At 72.0% G+C, this 24,063-nt stretch carries 22 protein-coding genes; 8 read left to right on the top strand and 14 right to left on the bottom strand.

From position 1 onward, the window contains the following. Positions 1-56: 56 nt before the first annotated feature. The gene (gene nucS, locus ACZ7MX_RS04600) at positions 57-719 is read right to left on the bottom strand and encodes an endonuclease NucS (protein WP_030414122.1); all 663 of its coding nucleotides are present in this window, start codon (positions 717-719) and stop codon (positions 57-59) included. Between the two features lie 249 nt (positions 720-968). Between nucS and ACZ7MX_RS04595 the strand changes: the two genes are divergently transcribed. Further along, positions 969-1,361: an SCO5389 family protein gene (locus ACZ7MX_RS04595; RefSeq protein WP_030414121.1), complete on the top strand. Its 393-nt coding sequence runs from the start codon at positions 969-971 to the stop codon at positions 1,359-1,361. A gap of 109 nt (positions 1,362-1,470) precedes the next feature. On the opposite strand, the gene ACZ7MX_RS04590 is transcribed toward ACZ7MX_RS04595, so the two are convergent. Beyond that, positions 1,471-2,520 carry an LLM class flavin-dependent oxidoreductase gene (locus ACZ7MX_RS04590; protein WP_472129350.1) on the bottom strand — a complete coding sequence of 350 codons (1,050 nt, stop codon included), beginning with the start codon at positions 2,518-2,520 and terminating at the stop codon, positions 1,471-1,473. A gap of 192 nt (positions 2,521-2,712) precedes the next feature. Here ACZ7MX_RS04590 and ACZ7MX_RS04585 point away from each other — a divergent pair, with 192 nt between their 5' ends. Beyond that, positions 2,713-3,030: an ATP/GTP-binding protein gene (locus ACZ7MX_RS04585; RefSeq protein WP_472129348.1), complete on the top strand. Its 318-nt coding sequence runs from the start codon at positions 2,713-2,715 to the stop codon at positions 3,028-3,030. Between the two features lie 32 nt (positions 3,031-3,062). On the opposite strand, the gene ACZ7MX_RS04580 is transcribed toward ACZ7MX_RS04585, so the two are convergent. The 7 genes from ACZ7MX_RS04580 to mce form a co-directional block, all read right to left on the bottom strand. After that, the gene (locus ACZ7MX_RS04580; protein ID WP_472130543.1) at positions 3,063-4,100 is read right to left on the bottom strand and encodes an ABC transporter permease; all 1,038 of its coding nucleotides are present in this window, start codon (positions 4,098-4,100) and stop codon (positions 3,063-3,065) included. Positions 4,101-4,384: 284 nt separating this feature from the next. Beyond that, positions 4,385-5,581 carry an ABC transporter ATP-binding protein gene (locus tag ACZ7MX_RS04575; protein ID WP_472129346.1) on the bottom strand — a complete coding sequence of 399 codons (1,197 nt, stop codon included), beginning with the start codon at positions 5,579-5,581 and terminating at the stop codon, positions 4,385-4,387. Between the two features lie 882 nt (positions 5,582-6,463). After that, entirely contained in the window at positions 6,464-7,237 is a 774-nt protein-coding gene (locus tag ACZ7MX_RS04570) for an ABC transporter permease (protein ID WP_472129344.1), read from the bottom strand. 2 nt (positions 7,238-7,239) lie between these two features. Continuing rightward, a complete protein-coding gene (locus tag ACZ7MX_RS04565) occupies positions 7,240-8,262 on the bottom strand; it encodes an ABC transporter ATP-binding protein (protein WP_472129342.1) in 1,023 nt (340 codons plus the stop codon). Positions 8,263-8,407: 145 nt separating this feature from the next. Continuing rightward, complete coding sequence (locus ACZ7MX_RS04560; protein ID WP_472129341.1) at positions 8,408-9,346, bottom strand: cellulose-binding protein; 939 nt, start codon at positions 9,344-9,346, stop codon at positions 8,408-8,410. A gap of 113 nt (positions 9,347-9,459) precedes the next feature. Beyond that, positions 9,460-13,722, bottom strand: a complete 4,263-nt coding sequence (scy, locus tag ACZ7MX_RS04555; protein WP_472129339.1) for a polarized growth protein Scy — start codon at positions 13,720-13,722, stop codon at positions 9,460-9,462. A 210-nt stretch (positions 13,723-13,932) separates the two neighbouring features. Beyond that, a complete protein-coding gene (gene mce / locus ACZ7MX_RS04550) occupies positions 13,933-14,373 on the bottom strand; it encodes a methylmalonyl-CoA epimerase (RefSeq protein ID WP_472129337.1) in 441 nt (146 codons plus the stop codon). 137 nt (positions 14,374-14,510) lie between these two features. Here mce and ACZ7MX_RS04545 point away from each other — a divergent pair, with 137 nt between their 5' ends. Further along, positions 14,511-15,722 carry an acetyl-CoA C-acetyltransferase gene (locus ACZ7MX_RS04545; protein WP_472129335.1) on the top strand — a complete coding sequence of 404 codons (1,212 nt, stop codon included), beginning with the start codon at positions 14,511-14,513 and terminating at the stop codon, positions 15,720-15,722. Between the two features lie 71 nt (positions 15,723-15,793). Continuing rightward, the gene (meaB, locus tag ACZ7MX_RS04540; RefSeq protein ID WP_030815435.1) at positions 15,794-16,753 is read left to right on the top strand and encodes a methylmalonyl Co-A mutase-associated GTPase MeaB; all 960 of its coding nucleotides are present in this window, start codon (positions 15,794-15,796) and stop codon (positions 16,751-16,753) included. Positions 16,754-16,883: 130 nt separating this feature from the next. Here the strand turns inward: meaB and ACZ7MX_RS04535 are convergent, their stop codons facing one another. After that, the gene (locus ACZ7MX_RS04535) at positions 16,884-17,504 is read right to left on the bottom strand and encodes a PepSY domain-containing protein (protein ID WP_472129333.1); all 621 of its coding nucleotides are present in this window, start codon (positions 17,502-17,504) and stop codon (positions 16,884-16,886) included. A gap of 112 nt (positions 17,505-17,616) precedes the next feature. Here ACZ7MX_RS04535 and ACZ7MX_RS04530 point away from each other — a divergent pair, with 112 nt between their 5' ends. Further along, the gene (locus ACZ7MX_RS04530; RefSeq protein WP_472129331.1) at positions 17,617-18,333 is read left to right on the top strand and encodes a response regulator transcription factor; all 717 of its coding nucleotides are present in this window, start codon (positions 17,617-17,619) and stop codon (positions 18,331-18,333) included. A gap of 16 nt (positions 18,334-18,349) precedes the next feature. Then, positions 18,350-19,765: a sensor histidine kinase gene (locus ACZ7MX_RS04525; protein WP_472130541.1), complete on the top strand. Its 1,416-nt coding sequence runs from the start codon at positions 18,350-18,352 to the stop codon at positions 19,763-19,765. Between the two features lie 42 nt (positions 19,766-19,807). On the opposite strand, the gene ACZ7MX_RS04520 is transcribed toward ACZ7MX_RS04525, so the two are convergent. The 4 genes from ACZ7MX_RS04520 to ACZ7MX_RS04505 form a co-directional block, all read right to left on the bottom strand. Further along, on the bottom strand, positions 19,808-20,284 hold the full coding sequence (locus tag ACZ7MX_RS04520) for a MarR family winged helix-turn-helix transcriptional regulator (RefSeq protein WP_472129329.1): 477 nt from the start codon (positions 20,282-20,284) through the stop codon (positions 19,808-19,810). A 115-nt stretch (positions 20,285-20,399) separates the two neighbouring features. Beyond that, positions 20,400-21,173 carry an AIM24 family protein gene (locus tag ACZ7MX_RS04515; protein WP_030815426.1) on the bottom strand — a complete coding sequence of 258 codons (774 nt, stop codon included), beginning with the start codon at positions 21,171-21,173 and terminating at the stop codon, positions 20,400-20,402. Further along, positions 21,170-21,820, bottom strand: a complete 651-nt coding sequence (locus ACZ7MX_RS04510; RefSeq protein ID WP_472129327.1) for an AIM24 family protein — start codon at positions 21,818-21,820, stop codon at positions 21,170-21,172. Before ACZ7MX_RS04510 ends, ACZ7MX_RS04515 begins: the two co-directional genes overlap by 4 nt. Continuing rightward, a complete protein-coding gene (locus ACZ7MX_RS04505; protein WP_472129325.1) occupies positions 21,820-22,458 on the bottom strand; it encodes an AIM24 family protein in 639 nt (212 codons plus the stop codon). Before ACZ7MX_RS04505 ends, ACZ7MX_RS04510 begins: the two co-directional genes overlap by 1 nt. 429 nt (positions 22,459-22,887) lie before the next feature. Here ACZ7MX_RS04505 and ACZ7MX_RS04500 point away from each other — a divergent pair, with 429 nt between their 5' ends. Then, positions 22,888-23,238: a DUF3817 domain-containing protein gene (locus tag ACZ7MX_RS04500; protein ID WP_472129323.1), complete on the top strand. Its 351-nt coding sequence runs from the start codon at positions 22,888-22,890 to the stop codon at positions 23,236-23,238. After that, entirely contained in the window at positions 23,235-23,531 is a 297-nt protein-coding gene (locus ACZ7MX_RS04495; RefSeq protein ID WP_030815414.1) for an MTH1187 family thiamine-binding protein, read from the top strand. The genes ACZ7MX_RS04500 and ACZ7MX_RS04495 overlap by 4 nt, the downstream gene beginning before the upstream one ends. Positions 23,532-24,063: the final 532 nt, after the last annotated feature.

Raw genomic sequence — 24,063 nt, 5'->3', positions numbered from 1 at the left:
AGGACCGGGCCGTCGCGCCGTGTGCCGTATGCGGGTCTGTTTTCGCCGGGGCCGGGTCAGAACAGCCGGAGCTTGTCGTCCTCGATGCCGCGCAGGGCGTCGTAGTCCAGCACCACGCAGCCGATGCCGCGGTCGGTGGCCAGTACCCGCGCCTGCGGCTTGATCTCCTGCGCCGCGAAGACGCCCTTCACCGGCGCCAGGTGCGGGTCGCGGTTGAGGAGTTCGAGATAACGGGTGAGCTGCTCGACCCCGTCGATCTCGCCGCGCCGCTTGATCTCGACGGCCACGGTCTGCCCATCGGCGTCCCGGCACAAGATATCCACCGGCCCGATGGCAGTGGGGTATTCACGCCGAATCAGCGAATAGCCCTCGCCGAGGGTTTCGATCCGGTCCGCGAGGAGTTCCTGGAGGTGCGCCTCCACACCGTCCTTGATGAGACCCGGGTCGACGCCCAGCTCGTGCGAGGAGTCGTGCATGACCTCTTCGAGGGTGATGATGAGCTTCTCGCCCCCCTTGTTCTCCACCGTCCACACGTCCCCGTCGCCCTCCTTGAGAGTGCAGGGCGGGGACATCCAGTTGAGGGGTTTGTAGGCCCGGTCGTCCGCGTGGATGGAGACCGAACCGTCCGCCTTCACCAAAATGAGGCGCGGTGCGGAGGGAAGGTGGGCGGTGAGCCGGCCCGCGTAGTCCACGGAGCAGCGGGCAATGACGAGACGCATGGTGCGCCACGCTACTCGACCGAGGGCCGGCTACGCGATTCGCCCTGGACCGGGGTGCCTTTACGGGGGAAACCCCCGCACCCCAGGCGCTCACCAATGGCCGGTTGTATGTGCAATCTCCTGGTGCGGGCCTCTTGCGCGGCATACCGTTGAAGCGGGGGGTCGTGAGGCGAACACGCTCCGTCGCGGAACCCCTTGTCCCAGCCCTAGGCCCCGCCCGTCCCGGCGGAGCCGCGAGAGGAGAACCTCATGTCGCTCGACGTCTCACCGGCCCTCCTCGAACAGGCCGAGCGAGGCGAGGTCGACGAAGCCGCTTTTGTCGACTGCGTCCGGAACTCCCTCCCCTACGCATGGGGGATGATCAGCTCCCTGGTGGCCCAGCTGAAGGTCGACGGCGGAGAGTTCGCCGACAACCAGACGCCGCCGCCGGACGAGCAGGCGCGCGGTCAGCTGCTGCGCGCACTGGCGAGTGACGCGATCCGTGGTTCGCTGGAGCGCCACTTCGGGGTGCGCCTCGCCTTCCAGAACTGCCACCGGGTGGCGGTCTTCCCGCTCGACCCTGCGGTGGACGACCGGCTGGCCCGGTTCACCTCCGTCCGGGGCCAGCTGCTCAATCAGTCGCCCGAACTCCGCGACTGCTGAACGGAGTTGCTGCCGCTGCCGTACGCGGGGTTGGGCGCGCCCCGCAGACGGTGCGCCAGCGGCAGCACCACCGCACGACGACGGCAACCGCACGCCGCCGCCCCACGGATCACACCAGTTGCGGCAGGACCTCCGTGCCCAGCCGGCGGACGTTCTCCTCCGTCGCCGCGAGATCACCGGAGCCCTCGACGAGCAGCGCGAAGCGGGTGATGCCGGTGCGCTCCGACGTCGCCGCCAGGCGGTCCGCGCACCACTGCGGCGGGCCGACCGGATGCAGCCCGCACAGCAACTCCGTGTACGCCAGCGGATCACGCATCGACCGGTAGCGGCCGTCGACCGTCACATGCGCGCCCAGCCCCTGGCGCAGCCAGCCGGGCATCGCCTTCATCAGGGTCTCCGTCGCGGCCTCACGGGCATCGGCGATCTGCACCACACCCGCCGAGACGTGTGCGGCCGCGGCGATCTCCTCCGGGTCCCGGCCGGCCTCACGCGCGGCCGCCCGCCACAGCGCGATCATCTCCGCCTTCTCCTCGTCCCCGCAGTGCATGCCCAGCAGCATGGGCAGCCCGCGCGCGGCGGCCATCCGCACCGACGACGGGGAGGTGCAGGCCACCACCACGGGCGGGCCCGGCGGCCCGGCCCCCGGCTCGTCCGGATCGATCAGCGCCTGATCCGGCCGCGGCACCACCGCCACCTCGCGGAAGGCGTACCGCTCGCCCTGCGCACCGACCCGGGGCTCGCGCAGCCAGCGCAGCAGCAGATCGAGCGACTCGGGGAAGCCGTGGTCGTACGCGGCGAGCCCGGAGCCGAAGACCTCCAGATCCACCCACGGGCCGCCCCGGCCGACGCCGAGCGTGAACCGCCCCTCGGACGTCAGGTGCAGCAGCGCCGCGGACTCGCCGAGCGCCACCGGATGCTGGGTCGGCAGCACGCTCACCGCCGTCCCGACACCGATCCGACGGGTCCGGCCCAGCAGCAGCGCGGCCAGCGTCACCGCATTCGGGCAGACGCCGTAAGGTACGAAGTGGTGCTCCGCCAGCCAGACCGCATCGAGGCCGGCCTTCTCCGCGACCACGGCGGAACGCACCGCCCGGTGCAGTGCTTCCCCCTGTCCCTGACCGGGGAATTGAGCGGCCAGGATGAAAGCTCCGACACGCATCGCTCTCTGCCTCCTCGCAGCCGACGCGGCTCCCCCCTTACAGGCAACAACGCCTGACACGTGCCAAGGGCACGGCCCCGCCGGGAATTTCCCGATGATCACAGAAACCTGCCGTCCGGAACGGGTCGTGCCGAGTGCCGCGTACGCTGGTGACAGCCCGTGACCCCGTTTCCCCCCTTATGAGGTGTGCCCGTGTCCCCGCGTCGAAACCGTCAGCAGGGCGGTGCGAAGCCCATCGACCGCACGGGCGGCGACCGTTACGGGCTCGAACGGACCGAGGAATGGCGCGGCGAGGAGTGGGTCGTACGGCAGGTCGGGGGCGGCGGCGCGGCCAAGCACTACCGCTGCCCCGGCTGCGACCAGGAGATCCCGCCCGGCGTCCCGCACGTCGTCGCCTGGCCGCAGTACGGCGACGTCGACGACCGCCGCCACTGGCACCGGGCCTGCTGGAACGCACGGGACCGCCGGAGCGCACGGCTCCAGCGGTCCCGTAATGCGCCTCGCTACTGAGGCATTGCCCGGTTCACCCGGTCCGGGGCGTCCTAGACATCGCGCTGGGCGATGGCCGCGTAGGCACCGCCCAGCACCACCGTGGTGAGCCCGGCCAGGATCCACAGCGGGGTCCAGCCCGAGGGGCCGCTGGACAGGAACGGAATGTCGTAGAGCGTCGCCAGCGCGCTGGGTACCGAGTACTCGATCAGCGCCTTCTGGAGCTCCTTCACGCTCTCGCCCTGGAGGAACAGCGCCAGCAGCATCGGCAGCAGCACCAGGCCCATCATGGCGCTGATGGCACCCGCCGAGTGCCGCAGCAGCGTGCCCACACTCAGTGCCAGCAGACCGAGCAGCGCGACGTACAGACCCGCGCCCACGGTGGCGCGCAGCCACTGGTCGGTGGTCGGCGCCGGGCCGTTGAGCATCCCGAAGTCGAGCAGCGCGACCAGCGTGGTGGCGATCGTGGTGATCACCAGCGCCAGCCCGAAGAACACGATCGCCTTCGCGGTCAGCACCCGCACCCGGCTGGGGCAGGCGGTCAGCGTCGTACGGATCATGCCGGTGCCGTACTCCGAGGAGATCGACAGCACGCCCAGGGTGATCACGCAGAGGCTGCCGAGCAGCACGCCGACGAACCCGACGGCGAGCAGCGGGTCCATCTCGCGCTCCGAGCCGGCGGCGAGGGTCGCGAGCAGACCGATGCCGACGATCAGCAGCAGCATCACGCCCAGCGTCCAGATCGTCGAGCGCACCGAGCGGATCTTGGTCCACTCCGAGGCCAGCGCATGGCCGAGATGGGCGGGCCGCACCGGAATGGGCGAGACGTAACCGGCTCCCATGGGGGCGGGCGGCGCGACCGGCGGCTGCGCCTGGGCCTGCGGCTGCCCCTGCGGCGCGGGCGCCGGTACGGGCGGCTGCGCCTGGAGGATCATCGTGCCGCCCCCGTTGGCCGGAGGCTGCGCCTGCGGGGCGGCGGCCTGCGGGGCCTGGGCGGGCGGCGCGACCGGCGGCTGCTGCTGGGCCTGCTGCTGGGGCTGCTGCGGCTGGGGCTGCTGGGGCTGGGCCTGCTGCGGCTGGGCCTGGAGCATCATCGTGCCGGCGTCCTTGCCCTTGCCGGGCCCGTGCGCGGCGAGCGGCCGCGGCTCGGGCATCGGCTGCGCCTGGAGCATCATCGTGCCGCCCTCCTTGGCCGGAGGCTGGGCGGGGGACTGGGCCTGGAGCATCATCGTGCCCGCTTCCTTGGCGGGCGCGGGCTGCTCCGGCGCGGGCGGTGCGGCAGGCGGCACGGGAGGCGCGGCGGGCGGCACCGGCGGCTGGGCGGCGGCTTCCTGCGGGGCGCGCTCAGGCTGGGACTGCGGCTGCTGAGGGCTGGTCATCGGGCTTCCTCGGTGTGGGGCACGGTCTGGTCGACGGGGGCGGCGGGCGGCATCGGCGCGGCGGGCGGCTGCCCGTAAGGGTGGGGCGCCCCGTACGGTGCGGAGGCCCCGTACGGGTGACCCTGAGCCGGCGCGGGCGGCGGGTACCCCGGCCCGGGAACGGCGCCGGCCGCCTGCTGGGCGTACGGGTTGGGCAGCTGGCCGGGAACCCCCGGGCCGCCGTACCCCGGCGGGGCGTACCCCGCCGGGACCTCCTGCAGACCGGCCCGCGGGTCGCTGGTCGAGCGGTAGTCCACGGCACCCTGCGTCATCCGCATGTACGCCTCTTCCAGGGACGCCTGGTGCGGCGACAGCTCCCACAGCCGGACGTCGGCCTCGTGCGCGAGGTCACTGATCCGCGGCAGCGGCAGCCCCGTCACCCGCAGCGCACCGTCCGGCTCCGGCGTAGCCCGACCGCCCGCCTCGCCGATGGCCGCGGTCAGCTTCTCGCGCTGTTCCGGCTCGGAGTCGGGCGTCCGCACCCGGGCGAAATCGGCCGAGTTGGCCGAGATGAAGTCCTTGACCGACATGTCCGCGAGCAGCTGCCCGCGGCCGATCACGATCAAGTGCTCGGCGGTCAGCGCCATTTCGCTCATCAGGTGCGAGGAGACGAAGACGGTACGTCCCTCGGACGCGAGCTGCTTCATCAGGTTCCTGACCCAGAGGATGCCCTCCGGGTCCAGGCCGTTCACAGGCTCGTCGAAGAGCAGCACCTGGGGATCGCCGAGCAGCGCCGAGGCGATGCCGAGCCGCTGGCCCATGCCCAGCGAGAAGCCCTTGGACCGTCGCCCGGCGACGTCCTGGAGACCGACCACGCCCAGCACCTCGTCGACCCGCCGGGCCGGAATGCCCGACAGCTGCGCCAGCGACAGCAGATGCGCGCGCGCACTGCGGCCGCCGTGCACGGCCTTGGCGTCGAGCAGCGCGCCCACCTGGCGTGGGGCGTTCGGAAGGCTGCGGAACGGGCGGCCGGCGATGGTGGCGGTCCCCGACGTCGGTGCGTCGAGCCCCAGAATCATCCGCATGGTGGTCGACTTCCCGGACCCGTTGGGCCCCAGGAAGCCGGTCACCGTGCCCGGCCGCACCTGGAACGACAGGTTGTACACGGCCGTCTTGGCGCCGTAGCGCTTCGTCAGGCCGACTGCCTCGATCATTCTCCGCCCCTCGCAGATGGTCGGGGCAGAGGCGCCCTCGTGCCCCCGTGAGGATTAGGAGGCTATCGGTGCGTTGACGGTTCCGGTAATCCCGTCCGCTGCGCTTTGCGGTGCCGCCCACGTACTTGGCTGTCCCGCCGCGGTGGTTGCTCGCCGTTGCGCTTTGCGGCGCGCCGCACGTACCTGTCTTTCCCGGCGCGGGGCTTGGTCGCCGTTGTGCTTTGCGGCGCCGCGTACGTACTTGGCCGTCCCGCCGCGGGGCGTCTCGTCGTTGCGCCTGCGGCGGGCTGGGTTTGTGGTGGGTGCGGTGACGGGCCTGCGGGGCCGGTTGTGTGGACTGCTGACGCTTTACGTCCACACAACCGGCCCCTCCGGCCCGTCCCCTCCCGTGAGGGGATGGGAATGCGGTGCGTGGGGGCGGGCGTTGAGGCATGCAAGGGGGCCTGGCTACCCCTACGGGATGCTCGAACAGAACCCGTAAGGGTTACGAGCGCCCCTTGCAGGGCCTCAACCCAACGGCCCGGGGAGGTATTCCCGACACCCACCACCCCTTCCCACGACGCGAGGTACAGCCGGAACGACGACGCCCGCCCCCACCGGCCTTCCAACCCCCACTCACGGGAGGGGCTGGACCGGAGGACGAAGTCTGGAGGGCCGGCACCGCACCCGACAACACCACGCCCGCCGCCAGGCGCAACGGCGAGAAGCAACCACGGCGGGACAGCCGACAACGTACGCGGCGCCGCAAAGCGCAACGGCGAGCAAGCCCCGCGGCGAGAAAGCCAGCTACGTGCGGGGCGCCGCAAAGCGCGCAACGGCGAACAACACCCGCGGCGGGAAAGCCAGGTACGTGGGGAGAACAGCCAAGCGCAGCGTCACGCGTCACGCGTCGCGGCGTTTCAAGAGGACGTAGCCGCCGGCAAGGGCCACCAGCGTCCAAGCGATCATGATGCCGAGGCCGCCCCACGGTCCGTAAGGGACGTCCTCGCCCGCGCGGGGGACAACCTGCATGATCTTCGAGCCGGCCTGGTCGGGCAGGAAGCGGCCGATCTTCCTGGTGGCGGAGACGTTGCCGAGGATGTTGGAGATCAGGAAGAAGAACGGCATCAGGATGCCCAGCGACAGCATCGGGCTGCGCAGCATCGTGGCGACCGCCATCGAGAACAGGGCGATCAGCGTCATGTAGAGGCCGCCGCCGATCACGGCGCGCAGGACGCCCGGGTCGCCGAGGTGGGCGCGCAGATCGCCCAGCATCGCCTGGCCGGCGAAGAACGTCACGAAGCTGGTGGCCAGGCCGACGACGAAGACCAGCGCGGTGGCGACCAGCAGTTTGCAGAACAGGAACGTGCCGCGCTGCGGTACCGCGGCGAGCGAGGCGCGGATCATGCCGGTGCTGTACTCGTTGGAGACCACCAGCACGCCGAAGACGATCATCGCGAGCTGGCCCAGTCCCATACCGGCGAAGCTGATGTTGGTGGCGTCGAACGACAGCCGGTCCCGGGGCGGCATGGAGTTGAAGTCGTGGTTGGCCAGGGTGCAGATCAGCATGCCCAGCCCGACGGTGACCAGGACGGCGATGCCCAGCGTCCACACCGTCGACCGCACCGATCTGATCTTGGTCCACTCGGACCGGATGACCTGCCCGACCGCCGCCATGGTCAGCTCCTCTTCTTCTGCCAGTCCGCGCCCCAGCCGGTCGGCTGCGGCTCGCCCGGCCGTGCCCCGGCCGGCTGGGGGGTTCCCGGAACGGCGGCGGCCCGCACCGGCACCGGCTCGCCGTTGTGCGCGTGGTACTCGACCGATCCGGCCGTCAGCCGCATGAACGCCTCTTCCAGGGACGCCTGCTGGGGGCTCAGCTCGTGCAGGGTCACCTGGTGGGCGGCGGCCAGTTCGCCTAGCCGCTCGGCCGGTACCCCGTCGATCTCCAGCGCACCGCCCCCGGCCGCCACCGCGTGGATGCCCTCGGCGCGCAGCACGTCGAACAGCTTCTGCTGTTCCGGGGAGCGCATCCGGACGTACGAGCGCGAGTTCTGGTGGATGAAGTCCTTCATGGACGTGTCCGCCATCAGCCGGCCCTGGCCGATGACCACCAGGTGGTCGGCGGTCAGCGCCATCTCGCTCATCAGGTGGGAGGAGACGAAGACCGTACGGCCCTGGGCCGCGAGGTGCTTCATCAGGTTGCGGATCCAGTGGATGCCCTCCGGGTCGAGGCCGTTGACCGGCTCGTCGAAGAGCAGCACCTGCGGATCGCCGAGCAGGGCGGCGGCGATGCCCAGCCGCTGGCCCATGCCGAGGGAGAAGCCCTTCGCGCGTTTCCTGGCGACCGAGCTGAGCCCGACCATTTCGAGGACCTCGCCGACCCGGCTGCGCGGGATGCCGTTGCTCTGCGCCAGGCACAGCAGGTGGTTGGCGGCGCTCCGGCCGCCGTGCACCGCCTTGGCCTCCAGCAGTGCGCCGATGTACGTCAGGGGGTCTTCGAGCTGGCGGTAGTGCTTGCCGTCGATCCGGACCGTGCCCGACGTCGGGTTGTCGAGATCCAGCATCATCCGCATGGTGGTCGACTTGCCCGCGCCGTTGGGGCCGAGGAAGCCGGTGATGATGCCGGGCCGCACCGTGAAGGTGAGGTGGTCCACCGCGACCTTGTCGCCGTAGTGCTTGGTCAGCCCCTCAAGCTCGATCATGTACAGCACGCTAGGCGCGCCTGGATGGCCCGGCCACCGGGGCGGGGCCGGCTGGCTGACCCCCTGTACGACCGGGCCCCCGCCACCGCCTCACAGGGCGGTACGGGGGCTCGGTGGAATCCGGCGAAACCTTCCGACGGATGGTTCAGCGCGTCTGCTGGGCCGGGACGCCGCGGGAGACCGCCTCGTCGTCGCCGGGGGCGCCGGCCGCGGCCACCGCCGCACCGGTCAGCGTGGCCAGCATCTCGCGGACGTTGGTCAGCTGGGCGTTGATGGAGTCGCGGCGGTTGGTCAGCGCCGCCAGCTCGCGCTCGGATTCGCTGCGGATACGGTCCGCCTTGGCGTTGGCGTCCGCCACGATGTCCTCGGCCTGGCGCTGCGCGGTCTCCACCGTCTGGCGGGCCCGGCGCTCGGCGTCCGTACGCAGCTTCTCGGCCTCCAGGCGGAGCTGCTCGGCGCGGTGCTCGATCTCGGCGAGCCGCTTCTCGGCCTTGGCCTGACGGGAGGCGAGGTCGCGCTCGGACTGCTCGCGGCGCTTGGCGAGGTTGGTCTCGAAGTCGGCGGCGGCCTGGGCGGCCTTGGCGCGGGTCTCCTCGAAGAGGGAGTCCGCCTCCTCCCGCTTGGACTGGGCGTCCTTCTGGGCCTCGGCGCGCAGCGTGGACGCCTCACCCTTGGCCTTCTCGACGATCCGGGCGCCCTCGTCCTCCGCCTTCGCCTTGCGGTCGGCGGCGAACGCCTCCGCGTCGTTGCGGACCTGCTGGGCGGCCGACTCGGCCAGCTCACGGTGCTGCTCGGCGGCCCGGCGGGCCTCCTCGCGCAGATCCTTGGCCTCCTCCTCGGCAAGCCGGAGGATCTTCTCGACGCGCGCTCCGAGGCCCGCGTAGGACGGTTCGGCGTCATTGACCTGCGCCTGGGCGTTCTGCGTCTCGAGGTGGAGTTCCTCGATCCGCTTTTCCAGCGACGTGATGCGGGCCAGCGCGCTGTCGCGGTCGGCGACGAGCTTCGTGATGCGGTCATCCACCTGACCGCGGTCGTACCCACGCCGCACGAGCTCGAAGCCGAAGGGGGAGGAAGTGTCGCTCATGGGGTTCCTGTCGAAGAGACCGGTGAGGTGATAAGGAGAATCCTAGGGGTCACAACGGCGTGTCATCGAGTCATTGCCCGTTTGATCTGGAGAATGACCCCTCATTTGAGTGGCTACCCTTCAGACTGCTTGCCACTCGAACGAGTTGCTCCGGCGCCCGCGCCCGCTTTCACCCCGTTGCCCTTGTTTTCGCCCCCTCCACCGGGTGTCTCGAAGGACTCCAAAGCCTCCAGAACGTCCTGGACGCGGGAGATTTCGGCGTTGATGTCCTCCCGCCGGCGGACCAGGGTCTCCAGCTCGCGCTTCCCCTCGTCCACGATGCGGACGGCCTCCTCCCGGGCCTCCTCGCGCATCCGCTCCGCGTCGCGCACCGCCTCGGCCTTCTTGTTCTCGGCCTCCTTGATCAGGCTCTCGGCCTTCTTGACCGCCGCGATCCGGACCTTGCTCGCCTCGCTGTTGGCGTCCGCCATCATCCGGTCGGCCTTCTCCTCGGCCTCCACCTGCTGCGCGGTGGCCTGCGCGATGAGCTTGTCGACCCGCTCGCCGGCGTTCTTCATGGTCTCCGCCGACTCCCGGCGGGCCCGCTCGTGCAGCTCCTCGACCTCGGACTCGATCCGCTGCCGCAGCTCCTCGGCGCGCTCCCTTATGGCGGTGGCGTCCCCACGGGCCTCCTCCAGCAGCGCGTTGGCGTCCGTACGGGACTTCTCCACCCGGGCGTTGCTGTCCGCGGTCGCCTCCGCGACCAGCCGCTCGGCCTCCTTGCGGGCCGCCCCGACCATCGTGTCGGCCTGCTCCTCCGCCTGGGTGGCGACCTTCAGCGCCTCCTCCTGGGCCTTGGCGATCAGCTGGTCAGCCTGCTCCGCGGCGTCCCCGCGGCGCTTGGCGGCGTCCTTGCGGGCCTCGTCGAGCAGCCGGTCGGCCTCCTCCTGGGCCTTTGCCCGCTGCCGCTCGGCGGCCGCCTCCGCGTCCTCCTTGATTTTGGCCGATTCGTTACGGGTGCGGCCGGCGTGCTCCTGCGCCGCGGTGACCGTCTCGGCCGCCTCGGCCCGCAGCCGGTCCGCCTCCGCGGTGGCGGTGGCGATCATCCGGTCCGCCTGCTCGCGGGCGTCGGCCCGGGTACGGTCCGCCTCCCGCTCGGCGTCCGCGGTGGCCTCCGCCGCCTCGGTGCGCAGCCGCTGCGCCTCCGCCGCGGCCTCCGACACCAGCGTGTCGGCCTGCTCCGCGGCGTCCGCGCGGGCCTTGTTGGCGTCCGCGCGCGCCTGGTCGCCGGTGCGCTCGGCATCCCGGCGCGCCTGCTCCAGCACCTCGGCCGCCTCGGCGCGCAGCCGCTCGGCCGTACCGGTCGCCTCGGCCACCAGGGACCGCGCCTGCTGCTCGCCCTCCGCGCGCAGCCGCTCGGCGGCCTCCTGGGCCTCCCGGACCGTACGGTCCGCGTCGTCCTGCGCCGAAGACGTCAGCTCGGTCGCCTCGGTGACGATCCGTTCGGCCTCCGAACGGGCCTCGGTGATCAGGCGGTCGGCCTGCTCCGCGGCGTCCGACCGCATCCGGTTCGCGTCCTCGCGCGCCTCGGCGCGGGCCCGCGCGGCGTCCTGCTCGCCGGCCGCCAGCGCGTTGGAGGCGTCGGTGCGCAGCTGCTGCGCCTTCGCCGAGGCGTCCGTGACCAGCTTCTCGGCCTGCGCGGTCGCCTCCGCGACCAGCCGGTCGGCCTGCTCGGCGGCCTCCGTACGCGCCGTGTTGGCGTCCCGGCGGGCCTCGTCGAGCACCCCGGCCGCCTCCGTGCGCAGCCGCTCGGCCTCCTCGATGGCCTCCGCAACGGCCCGCTCGGCAAGCGTCTTGGCGGCCTCCGACGCCTCCTGCGCCTCGCGCCGGACGCGCGCCGCGTCCTCCGAGGCCCGCTCCCGCTCCTCGTAGGCGTCCTTGCGGACCCGGTCGGCCTCCTCCTGAGCCTCCGACGTCGTGCGCTCCGCGGCGTGTTCGGCCGCCGACCGCAGTCCGGCGATCTCCTCGGCGGCCTGCTCGTGCAGCCCCGCGACCGAGTCCCGCACCTGCTGCGCGGTCTGCTCGGCCGCCGCCATCAGCTCGCCGGCCCGCCGGTCCGCCTCCTCGACCAGCCGCTCGGCCTCCTCCTGCGCCTCGGCCACCCGGGTACGGGCCGAGGCCAGCAGCTCCTCGCTCTGCTCGCGGGCCGCGGTGCGCTCCTGGTGGGCCTCCTCGCGGGCCTCGCCCAGCAGTTGCTCGGCCTCCCGGCGGCGCCGCGCGGCCTCCTCCTGCGCCTCGGCCAGGGCCTCGGCCGCCTCGGCGCCGGTGCGCTCCGCGGCGGCCGCGGCCTCCGCGCGCACCCGGTCCGCGGTCTCCTGCGCCTCCGACTTGAGCCGTTCGGCCTCGGCCGCCGCCTCGCTGCGGAGCCGTACGGCCACCGACTCGCCCTCGGAGCGCGCCGCGGCGGCGTCCGCGGCGGCCTCCGTGCGCAGCCGCTCGGCCTCCTCCTCGGCCTCCTGCTGGAGCGTGCGGCGCCGCTCGGCGGCCTCGGCCTTGAGCCGTGCGGCCTCCTCCTGGGTCTCGCGGCGCAGCCGTTCGGCCTCCGTGCGGGCCTCGCGCAGCGACTCCTCGGCGGCCGCGAGCCGCTCCTCGGCCTCGGTACGCAGCCGGTCCAGTTCCGCCTGGGCGTCGGTGCGCAGCTGCCCGGCGGCCTCCTCGGCCTCCGCGCGCAGCTTCGCGGCGCTCTTCTCGGCCTCCGACGTCAGCTCCTCGGCGGCCTGGGTGCCCTCCAGCAGCAGCTGTTCGGCCTCCGCACGCGCCCGCTCCAGCGCGTCGTCGGCCTGCCGGCGCAGCGCCGAGGCCCGCTCGATGGCCTCCGTCCGGACCCGCTCGCTCTCCGCGACGGCACCCGAACGGGTCTCCTCCGCATCGGACTTGGCCTTGGCCAGCAGCTCCTCGGCGGTACCGGCCGCCTCCTCGATCTGCTGGACCGCCTCGCGCCGGGCCTCGCCGCGGATCCGCTCGCCCTCGGCGACCGCGTCGGCCCGCAGCTGCTCCGCCTCGCCGCGCAGCCGCCGCGCCTCCTCCTGGAGTTCGACGGTCTTGGCGCGGTACTCCTTGGTGTCGTCCTTCGCCGCGCCCTTGAGCTGCGCCGCGGTGTCGTGCGCCTCCTCGCGCAGCCGGTCGGCCTCGGCCTCGGCCTCCTTGCGCAGCCGTTCGGCCTCCTCGGCGGCGGCCTTGGTCGCGGCCTTGGCGTCCTCGGACGCCTTGGTCAGCATCTCCTCGGCGGCCCGCGCGGCCTTCGCCAGCTGCGCCGCGGAGTCCTCGGCCGCCTTCGACCGCGCGGCCTCCTGCGCCTCGGCGAGCAGCCGCTCGGTCTCCGCACGGGCGTCGGCGCGCAGTTGCTCGGCCTCGGCCTTGAGCGCCTCGGCCTCCTTGGTGGCCTCGCCGACCAGCCGGGCGATCTCCGCCTTGGCCGTACGGGTGCGCTGTTCGTTCTCCGACTCGGCGGCCGACAGCCGCTTCCCGGCGCTCTGCTGCGCCTCCTCGACCAGCTTCTCGGCCTCGGCGCGCGCCTCGCGCAGCGCCGTGTCCGCCTCCTGCAGCCGGGCCTCGGCGGTACGGGTCAGCTCGGCGGCCGCACGGCGCGCCTCCTCCGACTCCGTGCCGGCCGCGGTGCGCAGCTGCTCGGCCTGATCGGTGGCCTCCTGGGCCTGGTTGGACGCGGCGGTCAGCAGCCGCTCGGCGTCCGCGCGGGCCCGGCGCAGGAGGGCATCGGCCTCGGCGCGGGCCGCTTCGGCCTCCGAACCGAGCCGGGCCCGGGACTGCTCGATCAGCCGCTGGGCCTCGGCGCGCGCGGACGCCAGGGCCGCTTCGGCCTCCGCCCGGGACTCCTCCATCAGCCGGCGGGCCTGCGACTCCGTGCGGGCGCGCAGCTGTTCGGCCCAGGCGACGTTCTCGTTGACGTGCGATTCGACGGTCTGCCGGCGCTCGTTGAGCTCCTCGTCGAGCCGCTGGCGGCGGCTGACCGCCTCGGCGTGCAGCTCGGCCTCCAACCGGGCCTGCCGCTCGGCCTGCTCCTGCAGCAGCCGCTGGGTCTGCGCCCGTGCCTCACGCAGCTCCCGCTCGGCGTCCGACCGCAGCTGATCGGCCTGGATCTGCGCATTGCGCAGCAGTTGTTCGGCCTGGTGACTGATGTTGTCGTAGGCAGGACGGGTCGCCAGATTGCGACGCGCCTCGTGCAGCTTGGCGCGCAGCACCTCGACCTGGTAGCCGAGGTCGTCGGCGTGCTGGACGGCCTTGTCCCGCTCGGTCTTCAGCCGCTCCATCTCGGCTTCGAACTGCGAGAGGTGGTCGTCCTCAGCCCACTTACGCTCCTGGCGCTCGTTGCCCCGCACTGCGCGGTCCCATCCGTCCCCTGGTCATGGTGGCGGCCGGCTCCGGTCCTGCGGTGCTGGTCCCGTACACGTCACGTCGTACCCGACTGGCACCCATTGGAGCTGACCCTTCTCCGAAGAAATGGTGTCAGATCATCGGCAGAGTATGGACCGAGCCCCACTCCCGTACCCCGGCCGAAGCTGCACTCTACCGGCCGGGGAACGTGAAGGTCAGTGGTCCGTGGTCGCGGAGGGTGCGGCGGTGACGAGTTCGGTGAGCACGCCGTGGCAGTCCTTGGGGTGCAGGAAGGTGATCCGCGAGCCCATCGAACCCGTCCGGGGCTCGTCGTAGAGCACCCGGACGCCCTTGCCGCGGATGGCCTCGGAATCCCCGTCGACGTCCGCGGTGCCGAAGGCGATGTGGTGCACGCCCTCGCCGTTCTTGGCCAGCCATTTGCCCACCGCGGAGTCCTCGCGGGTGGGCTCCAGGAGCTGGAGGTAGGAGGCCCCGCCGTCCGAGGTCTCGTTGATCTTCAGCATGGCTTCCCGGACACCCTGCTCCTCGTTGACCTCGGTGTGGAACACCTCGAAGCCGTACGTGGCACGGTAGAACTCGACAGTCTTGTCGAGGTCGAAACAGGCGATCCCGATGTGGTCGATTCGCGTCAGCATGGTTCCAGTGCACCCCTCTCACGACTGGTTACGCAACGTGCGCGCGATCACACCTGCTGGCCGGTGACCCGGCGGGTACCGCTCAGTACATTGACGGGAACCCTCGTTAACTTCCCTGCAAAGGAAGGCCGCATCGCATGTCTGACACCAACGGCACGAACGGCACCACCTCAGTAATCGTGGCGGGAGCCCGTACCCCGATGGGGCGGCTCCTCGGATCCCTGCGGACCTTCTCAGGCGCCGACCTGGGCGGCTTCGCCATCAAGGCGGCGCTGGACCGGGCGGGCATCGGCGGTGACCAGGTGCAGTACGTGATCATGGGCCAGGTGCTGCAGGCCGGAGCGGGGCAGATCCCGGCGCGCCAGGCCGCCGTCAAGGCCGGCATCCCCATGAACGTCCCCGCGCTCACCGTCAACAAGGTGTGCCTCTCCGGACTGGACGCGATCGCGCTGGCCGACCAGCTGATCCGTGCGGGTGAGTTCGACATCGTCGTCGCCGGCGGCCAGGAGTCCATGAGCAACGCGCCGCACCTCCTCCCCAAGTCCCGGGAGGGCTACAAGTACGGCGCCGTCGAGATGCTCGACGCGATGGCCCACGACGGCCTGACCGACTCGTTCGAGGGCATCGCCATGGGCGAGTCGACCGAGAAGCACAACACCCGGCTGGGAATCGCCCGTCCGGAGCAGGACGAGATCGCCGCGGCCTCGCACCAGCGGGCCGCCGCCGCCCAGAAGAACGGCCTCTTCGAGGCCGAGATCACCCCCGTGGAGATCCCGCAGCGCAAGGGCGACCCGGTCCTCTTCAGCAAGGACGAGGGCATCCGGGCGGAGACCACCGCGGAGTCGCTGGGCAAGCTGCGCCCGGCGTTCGCCAAGGACGGCACGATCACCGCCGGCACGTCCTCGCAGATCTCGGACGGCGCGGCCGCCGTCGTCGTGATGAGCAAGGCCAAGGCCCAGGAACTCGGCCTGGAATGGATCGCGGAGATCGGCGCGCACGGCAACGTCGCCGGCCCCGACAACTCGCTGCAGTCCCAGCCGTCCAACGCCATCAACCACGCCCTGGGCAAGGAGGGCCTGACCGTCGCCGACCTCGACCTGATCGAGATCAACGAGGCGTTCGCGGCGGTCGCCGTGCAGTCAATGAAGGATCTGGGGGTCTCCCCGGAAAAGGTGAATGTCAACGGCGGCGCGATTGCCCTGGGTCACCCGATCGGGATGTCCGGCGCCCGCATCGTGCTGCACCTGGCCCTGGAACTGCGCCGGCGCGGCGGCGGGACCGGCGCGGCCGCGCTGTGCGGTGGCGGCGGTCAGGGCGACGCGCTGATCATCCGCGTACCGGGTAAGTAAGCGGCAGCCCGTACGCGTGTGCGTACGGGCTGCCGAGTCGCGTACCAGCGAGCCGAAGGAGCCGAGCAGCGATGGTGGACGTCCCCCAGCTGGTGGAACAGGCACGGCAGGGCCGGCCGAGGGCGGTGGCCCGGCTGATCTCCCTCGTGGAGGGGGCGGCGCCGGAGCTGCGCGAGGTGATGGCGGCGCTGGCGCCGCTCACCGGCAACGCCTACGTGGTCGGGCTGACCGGCTCACCCGGCGTGGGCAAGTCCACCACCACCTCGGCCCTGGTCACCGCGTACCGCAGGACGGGCAAGCGGGTCGGCGTGCTCGCCGTCGACCCGTCCTCGCCGTTCTCCGGCGGCGCGCTGCTCGGCGACCGGGTCCGGATGAGCGAGCACGCCTCCGACCCCGGCGTCTACATCCGCTCGATGGCCACCCGCGGCCATCTGGGCGGACTGGCCTGGGCCGCTCCGCAGGCCATCCGGGTCCTCGACGGGGCCGGCTGCGACGTGATCCTCGTCGAGACGGTCGGGGTCGGCCAGTCCGAGGTGGAGATCGCCTCCCAGGCGGACACCTCCGTGGTGCTGCTCGCGCCGGGCATGGGCGACGGCATCCAGGCGGCCAAGGCCGGAATCCTGGAGATCGGCGACGTCTACGTGGTCAACAAGGCCGACCGGGACGGCGCCGACGCCACCGCCCGGGAGCTCAACCACATGCTGGGCCTCGGCGAATCCCGGGCGCCCGGGGACTGGCGGCCGCCCATCGTGAAGACGGTCGCCGCCCGCTCCGAAGGCGTCGACGAGGTCGTCGAGGCGCTGGAGAAGCACCGGGCCTGGATGGAGGAGCACGGCGTCCTGGCCGAGCGGCGCCGCGCCCGGGCCGCCCACGAGGTCGAGACGATCGCGGTCACGGCGCTGCGCGAACGGATCGGCGACCTGAGCGGCGACCGCCGGCTGGAGGCGCTGGCCGAGCGGATAGTGGCCGGCGAGACGGACCCGTACCGGGCGGCGGACGAACTGGTCGAGGGCGTGACGAACGGGGGGTGACTTCCCCCGTACTTGGCCGTCCCGCCGCGGGGCTTCCTGCCGGTGCCCCTCCGGCCCGTCCCCTCCCGTTGGGGAAAGGGTGCGAGTCGGTGGGGGCGGACGCCGGTGGTCCCCCGATCGGTCACTCGGCTCAGTCGTCGTCGCCGTCGTTGTCGTCGTCCCCGTCATGGGCCGGGGCGGTGCTCACGGCGCCGGTGTGCGGGTCGACGAGCAGGTGGTGTTCGGTGCCGTCCTTGGTGACGGTCTCGACCTCCCAGACGGCCTGGGTGCGGTGGTCGTCGTCCAGTTCGACGGAGGTGACCGTGCCGTGCCCCGCGGCGGACTCGCGGGCCGCGGTGGCGGCGTCCGTGCGGGCGTTCTTCAGGGCGGCGCGCTCCCTGGCGTGATCGTCGTCGGCCTCGCGGTCGACGTGCTGGTTCCGTACCCGTGCCGTCCGCGCGTCGAGGGTGACCTCGTGCCACTTTCCGTCCTTGCCCAGGACGTCGGCGTCCCAGACCAGGCCCGGGCGGTCCTGGTCGAGGTCCAGGCCGGAGATCTCGCCCGGGACGGCCTTCAGGGCGGCGGCCGCGGCCTGGGGAGCGGTCACCCGGGCGGCGCCGGCCTCGCGGAGGTCCTCGGTGTCCTGGTGGGCGTGCGCGGCCGCCGGTGCCGCGGCCGGGGCGCCGTTGCCGCTCACCGCGACGGCGGTGACCGTACCGCCCGCCAGCAGGGCGGCCGCGGCGGCGGTGGCGATGACGAGGTGGCGCTTCATGTGCTCTCCTCCGTAGGGGCGAATGCTGTGCCGCCACAGTGGCCGACCGCACCTGAAGCCGAGCTGAAGCCGGCTGAAGGGCTCTTCAGGTTCCGGATGGCAGGCTTCGTCCATGCTCCCGCCCGTCACCCACCACCGCCCCGACCGAGGCGCTGCGCGCCGCCCCTTTCGACTGTTGATCGTGGAGGACGAGCAGCGGCTGGCCCTGTCGCTGGCCAGGGGCCTGCGGGCCGAGGGGTACGCGGTCGACGTGGTGCACGACGGCCTCGAAGGGCTGCACCGTGCCGGCGAGGGCGCCTACGACCTGGTCGTGCTGGACATCATGCTGCCCGGCATGAACGGCTACCGCGTCTGCGCCGCGCTGCGGGCGGCCGGGAACGAGGTGCCGATCCTGATGCTGACCGCGAAGGACGGCGAGTACGACGAGGCCGAGGGGCTGGACACCGGCGCCGACGACTACCTGACCAAGCCGTTCTCGTACGTGGTGCTGGTGGCCCGGGTGAAGGCGCTGCTGCGGCGGCGGGGGCCGAGCGCCGCGCCGGTGCTGCGGGTGGGGGCGCTCGCCGTCGACCAGGGGGCGCGCCGGGTCGAACGGGACGGTACCGAGGTCGCGCTGACCGCGAAGGAGTTCGCCGTACTGGAGCAACTGGCCCTGCGGGCGGGGGAGGTGGTGTCCAAGGCGGAGATCCTGGAGCACGTGTGGGACTTCGCCTACGACGGCGACGTCAACATCATCGAGGTGTATGTGAGCGCGCTGCGGCGCAAGCTCGGCGCCGGGCACATCGTGACGGTGCGCGGCGCGGGATACCGGCTGGTGGCCGGTGCGTAGGGCGGCGGGCCGGGTCCTGGGCCCGGTACGGGTCCGGGCGGCGGCCGGCGCGACCGTGGTGGTGGCGGTGGCGCTGATCGCGGCCGGTACGGCGGTGCTGCTGGTGCTGCGCGGCAATCTGCAGGACCAGGCCGGGCTGCAGGCGGAGGTCGCGGCGCGCGAGGTGGCCGCGCAGATCGCCACCGGCACGGCGTACCCGAAGCTCGATCTGCCGGACGGCGAGGACCATCCGGTGGTGGTCACCGGTGAGGACGGGCGGGTGCTGGCGGCCGGCGAGGACGTACGGGCCGTCGACGGCAGGCCGGTCAAGGGCGCGGCGGCGGGCGGCGGGAGTGTGGGATCCGGCCGGTCGGGTGACGATGACGGGGACGACGGGGACGACGACCGGGGCGGGCTGCGGCCCGGCGAGGTCGATCAGGACGTGCACCACCGGGACGGGACCGCCGACGTCGACGGGACGGTGGCGGCCTACCGGTTCGCGGTGGTCGAGGCCGAGGACGGCCGGGGCGAGAAGGCCGTGGTGCGGGCGGGGTCGGCGCTGGCACCGGAGCGGGCCGCGGTCGGCTCGGTGCGGACCGCCATGCTGACCGGGCTGCCGCTGCTGCTCGTGGTGGTGGCGGGGGTGACCTGGCTGGTCACCCGGCGGGCGCTGCGGCCGGTCGAGGGCATCCGGTCGGAGATGGCGGCGATCACGGCCAGTACGGATCTGAGCCGGCGGGTGCCGGTGCCGTCGTCCCGGGACGAGATCGGCCGGCTGGCGCGTACCACCAACGAGACGCTGGCCGCGCTGGAGACGAGCGTGGAGCGGCAGCGGCGGTTCGTCGCGGACGCCTCGCACGAGCTGCGCAGTCCGATCGCCAGCCTGCGCACCCAGCTGGAAGTGGGGGTGGCGCACCCCGAGTTGCTGGACGTGCCGGGCGCGGTGGCGGACACCGTGCGGCTGCAGCGGCTGGCGGCGGATCTGCTGCTGCTGGCACGGCTGGACGCGGGGGAGCGGCCGGCCGCTGCCCGGGTGGACCTCGCGGCGCTGGTGCGGGAGGAGCTCTCGCAGCGGGCCGGGGAACGCATCCCGGTCAGCGCCGGTGAGCTGGGGGGCGTCGAAGTGGCCGGTTCGCGCGGCCAGTTGGGGCGGGTGCTGGGGAACCTGCTGGACAATGCGCAGCGGCATGCGGCCGGCGAGGTACGGGTGGCGGTGGTGCGCGCGGGGGAGTGGGCGGTGCTGCGGGTCGAGGACGACGGGCCCGGGGTGCCGGCGGCGGACCGGGAGCGGATCTTCGAGCGGTTCGTCCGGCTCGACGACGCGCGGGCGCGGGACGACGGCGGGGCCGGGCTGGGACTGGCCATCGCACGGGACGTGGCGGTCCGGCACGGCGGCACGCTGGCCGTACGGGACCGGGCGGTCTTCGAGCTGCGGCTGCCGGTGGCCGGCTGAACCGGGGCGGCCGCGGCCCCGGGCGGGGCCGCGGCCGGGCGGTCAGATCGAGCCGCGCTGGGCGCGGAGGTGTTCGGCCACCGGGGTGAGCGAGGTCCGGAGCGCCTGGAGGTCCTCGGCGGCGAAGAGGTCGATGAAGTGCTTGCGGACCGAGGCGACATGGTGCGGGGCGACCCGGCGCATGGTGTCCCAGCCCTCCTCCGTCAGCACGGCGTAGAGGCCACGGCGGTCCGATTCGCAACTCTCGCGGCGTACCAGGCCGGCGTTCTCCATCCGGGTGATCTGGTGGGAGAGACGGCTCTTGGACTGCAGGGTGCTGGCGGCCAGGTCGCTCATCCGGAGGCGGTGGTCCTCGGCCTCGGAGAGGTTGACGAGGATCTCGTAATCGTTGTTCGTCAGGCCGAACGGTTGCAGATCGCGCTCCAGTTGGTGCATCAGCAGTCTGCTGACGTCCAGATGAGTGCGCCAGGCACGCTGCTCCTGGTCGGTCAGCCAGGGAGTGTCGCTGTCGGTCGTCATGGATGAATTCTACCTGTTAAAAGTTGAATAGTGAATTAATCCCCGTGGGGTGACGACGACCGGCCGGAGCCGGGTGTGGGTCAGACGTTCGAGGTCACCGTCCGCAGACTACCGCTCACAGCCCGAAGCGGCGCTGGAGGCTCCCGAGGTTGCCGGGCAGCTGGGGCAGTTGTGAGCCACTTTGCGGAACGTGTCCGCCACCGCCCGGAACGCCTTCCTCCACCGGGACCGCGCCGGTCGCCAGTTCCGGCATCAGCTGCTCCGTCGACTGCAGCAGGACCGTGCCGGCCCCCACGAACTCGAACTGGTGCTCCTCGCCCGAGGCCCCTCCGATACCGGTGTGCGCCCGCAGCCCGCCGAGGAATCCCCGCAGGTACTGGTGGTCGTAGTGGTGGCACGGCGACGGGCAGTCGGCCCAGCCGACGAGCGCCTGCGGGTCCACCCGGATCGGCGGCTCCATGAAGACCACCGGCCCGTTGGACGCGGCCACGAACTTCCCCGTCCCGATCAGCGTGAGGAACCCCGGGATGATCGACTGCTTCAACGACAGAGATGGCTGAAACGCGAGCAGATTGCCCGAGCGAATAGTGAGGTTGCCCTCATCGAGATCGTAGGAATTCACATCGAAGGCACGGTCCGCGAGCAGCATCTTTCCCCGGCCCTCGGCAACGACCCAGTCCGCGGCGTGCAGTGGCGAATGGAAACTTCCGGCGATCAGTCGGTCCAGCCGGCCGTGCCCGATGCCCTGGAAGTCGATCTGCCCGTAGTAGGCGATCATCTTCCCCTTCTGCAGGAACCACTGGCCGTTCAGATCGACGCTGAAGGCGTACGGATTGACGTTGTCATCGGCGGGGAGCGAGGCGACGTCGTGCACAACGGGACCGGTCACAGCTTCTCCTCCGAGGCCTGGACGTAGACGGTGCCCTGGCCCGACAGCTCCAGTTGGAAGGCCTCGCCCGAGCCGCGGCCGACCATGTCGCGCCAGCCGAGCGCGGTGGACAGTTTGTTGCGGACCTCGCCGCGGTGCGCGACGTACGCCTGGGGATCGACGTGCACCGGGCGCTGCGGGGTGATCGGCAGCTCCAGCACGCCACCGTGGGCCATCACCGCGGCCGAGCCGACGCCCGAGAGCGTCGTCGTGAACAGGCCCTGGCCGGTGACCTGGCCGCGGACCATGCCCATCACACCGCCCTGCGCGCCCATGAACATCGTGCCCTGCTGGAGCGAGCCGTCGAAGGCCAGCAGCCGGTCGGCCTCGACGTAGAGCGTCTCGCCGGTCAGGTCCACGACATGGACGTGATGACCGCCGTGGCCGAACATCACGGTGCCGCTTCCTTCCACGGTCATCAGCGGGGTCGCCTCACCGGCGATCCGCCGCCCGATCATCGAGCCGATACCGCCCTGGCCGCCCTGGATGTTCGGGGTGAACGTGACCTCACCGCGGTACGCGAGCATCGCCCCGCGCTGGCTGAACATCCGCTGCCCGGGCGTGATCGCCGCCTGCACCATGCGGGAGTTGAGCGCTGTGAACGGCATCAGACCTCACCGCCCACGGTGTTGCGCTCGCTGGGCTGGACGTAGACCAGACCCTCGCCCTCGAAGCGGATCTGGAACGCCTCGCCCGAGCCCTCCCCCATGAACGTGCGGAAATTCACGCCCGACTGGAAGTGCTGGTGCAGCTCGCCGGTGTGCGCCACATAGGCGCCCGGGTCGACCTGGAGCGGGTATTGCTTGGTGACCCGCAGCACCACCGCGGGTCCGTCCGAGGTGATCGCCGCCTGCCCGCTGCCCTCGACGGTGGTGGTGAACAGGCCGTTGCCCTGGGAGGCACCGCGCAGGCCGGTGAACGTCGTGCCGGTGCGCAGCGCCGCGTCCGTGCAGAGCAGATTGCTGGCCTCCACGTACAGCTTCTCGCCGTGCAGCTGCACCAGATTGATCTCGCTGGCGCGGTCGGCGAAATAGCAGGTGCCGTGCCCCTTCACCTCCATCACGGCCATCTGCTCACCCGTGAGCCGCCGGGTGACCATGCCGCGCAGACCCTCGCCACCGCCGGTCATCTTCTTGAAGGACATCTGGCCGTCGTACGCGACCATCGCCCCGTTTTTCGCCTTGACGGCATCGCCCGTCATGTCGACGGCGAGCACCTTGCTCCCCTGGAGCCGAAACTGAGCCACGCGTCAGACGGTAACGGCCACCGGCCGCGCGGGGCAGGCCCTTTGCGTCTGACATGGGCCGGATTGCGCCTGGGACATGGGCCGGATTGCGCCTGGGAGGGCGCGGAGGTCTCGCTGACATCGGGCTGGGGGTCGGGGGCCGGGGCCCCGGGGCGGGGCTCGCTGCCGGGTTCTTCCTGCCGACCCGCTGCCGGCTCGGGGCGTGTGCCGGTCAGTCCCGGGGCGGCCGTCCGGGTCAGTTCCGAGGGGCATCCCGGTCAGTCGCGAGGGGCCTCACAGTCAGTTCCGAGGGGCGTCCCGGTCAGTTTCGGGGTGGTCCGGCTCACGTCCCCCCGGCGCGGTGATCGCGGGCGCGGCTGTAACAATGGGGCGACGCTTGTGAACCCTTGCACAAGCCTGCTCCTCCTCCGCCACCCGAACGAGGTTCCCGTGGACATCAAGACCGCCGCCGCCCTGCACCGCCTGCGCCTGGCCTCCGTTCCGGAGGCCATCTCCTTCCCCGCGCTGCTGATCTTCGGCACCGGTTTCCGGCTCGCGTTCGACTACGACGCCCTGGTGATGCCGCTCGGCCTGATCCACGGCCTGCTGTTCATCACCTACGTGGTGATGCTGCTGGACGTGTGGAACCGCACCAAGTGGCCCTTCAAGCGCGTCGCGTTCTTCTTCCTGCTGGCGATCCTCCCGTTCGGCGGCCTCTACGGCGACAGGGTGCTCAAGCGCGAGGAGGAGGCCGGCGTGATCGCCGCCCGCGCCCGCAAGGAAGGGATCGTCAACGCATGATCGTCGCCTTCTCGGTGAGCCCGCTGGGCGTCGGCGAGGACGTCGGCGCCTACGTCGCCGACGCGGTCCGGGTCGTCCGCGAGTCCGGCCTGCCGAACCGGACGGATGCGATGTTCACGTCCATCGAGGGCGAGTGGGACGAGGTCATGGACGTCGTCAAACGAGCCGTCGCGGCCGTCGAGGCACGAGCCGGACGGGTCTCGCTGGTCCTCAAGGCGGACATCCGCCCCGGGGTCACGGATGGTTTGACGTCAAAGGTGGCAACAGTCGAAAGGCACCTTGCCGGGGGCTGACGCTTTGCGGCGCCCCGCACGTACCCGTCTGTGGCGCCGCGGGTCGTCTCGCCGTTGCGCTTTGCGGCGCCCCGCACGTAGTTGTCTGTCCCGCCGTCGGGGTTGCTCGCCGTTGCGCCTGCGGCGGGCTGGGTGGGTGTCGGGTGCGGTGACGGGCCTCCGGGGCCGGTTGTGTGGACTGCTGACGCTTTACGTCCACACAACCGGCCCCTCCGGCCCGTCCCCTCCCGTTGGGGGGAAGGGAATGCGGTGCGTGGGGGTGGACGTTGGGGCATGCAAGGGAGCCTGAGGACCCCTACGGGATGGTCGAACAGATCCCGTAAGGGTCGCGAGGGCCCCCTGCGGGGCCACAACCAACCGGGCCGGGCGAGGCATTCCCAAAACCTCACGACAACAGGTGCTCGATCAGCGACGCGCGCCCCCACTCATCCGCACACTCCCCCAACGGGAGGGGACGGGCCGGAGGGGCCTTGTTCGTGGACGTAAAGCGTCAGCAGTCCACGAACAAGGCCCCGCAGGCCCGTCACCGCAC

The organism is Streptomyces sp. NPDC107765, from assembly GCF_055657085.1.
Note: the sequence above shows the minus strand (reverse complement) of the source record. Positions and strands in the feature narration are given on the sequence as shown.

Excerpts from the sequence above, each read along its gene's own strand:
- ACZ7MX_RS04530 (WP_472129331.1), top strand. The coding sequence starts at position 17,617 with ATGCTCCCGCCCGTCACCCACCACCGCCCCGACCGAGGCGCTGCGCGC.
- ACZ7MX_RS04535 (WP_472129333.1), bottom strand. The coding sequence starts at position 17,504 with ATGAAGCGCCACCTCGTCATCGCCACCGCCGCCGCGGCCGCCCTGCTG.
- meaB (WP_030815435.1), top strand. The coding sequence starts at position 15,794 with ATGGTGGACGTCCCCCAGCTGGTGGAACAGGCACGGCAGGGCCGGCCG.
- ACZ7MX_RS04510 (WP_472129327.1), bottom strand. The coding sequence starts at position 21,820 with ATGCCGTTCACAGCGCTCAACTCCCGCATGGTGCAGGCGGCGATCACG.
- ACZ7MX_RS04565 (WP_472129342.1), bottom strand. The coding sequence starts at position 8,262 with ATGATCGAGCTTGAGGGGCTGACCAAGCACTACGGCGACAAGGTCGCG.
- nucS (WP_030414122.1), bottom strand. The coding sequence starts at position 719 with ATGCGTCTCGTCATTGCCCGCTGCTCCGTGGACTACGCGGGCCGGCTC.
- mce (WP_472129337.1), bottom strand. The coding sequence starts at position 14,373 with ATGCTGACGCGAATCGACCACATCGGGATCGCCTGTTTCGACCTCGAC.
- ACZ7MX_RS04570 (WP_472129344.1), bottom strand. The coding sequence starts at position 7,237 with ATGGCGGCGGTCGGGCAGGTCATCCGGTCCGAGTGGACCAAGATCAGA.
- ACZ7MX_RS04560 (WP_472129341.1), bottom strand. The coding sequence starts at position 9,346 with ATGAGCGACACTTCCTCCCCCTTCGGCTTCGAGCTCGTGCGGCGTGGG.
- ACZ7MX_RS04575 (WP_472129346.1), bottom strand. The coding sequence starts at position 5,581 with ATGATCGAGGCAGTCGGCCTGACGAAGCGCTACGGCGCCAAGACGGCC.
- ACZ7MX_RS04590 (WP_472129350.1), bottom strand. The coding sequence starts at position 2,520 with ATGCGTGTCGGAGCTTTCATCCTGGCCGCTCAATTCCCCGGTCAGGGA.
- ACZ7MX_RS04580 (WP_472130543.1), bottom strand. The coding sequence starts at position 4,100 with ATGCTCCAGGCCCAGCCGCAGCAGGCCCAGCCCCAGCAGCCCCAGCCG.
- ACZ7MX_RS04495 (WP_030815414.1), top strand. The coding sequence starts at position 23,235 with ATGATCGTCGCCTTCTCGGTGAGCCCGCTGGGCGTCGGCGAGGACGTC.
- ACZ7MX_RS04595 (WP_030414121.1), top strand. The coding sequence starts at position 969 with ATGTCGCTCGACGTCTCACCGGCCCTCCTCGAACAGGCCGAGCGAGGC.
- ACZ7MX_RS04545 (WP_472129335.1), top strand. The coding sequence starts at position 14,511 with ATGTCTGACACCAACGGCACGAACGGCACCACCTCAGTAATCGTGGCG.
- ACZ7MX_RS04520 (WP_472129329.1), bottom strand. The coding sequence starts at position 20,284 with ATGACGACCGACAGCGACACTCCCTGGCTGACCGACCAGGAGCAGCGT.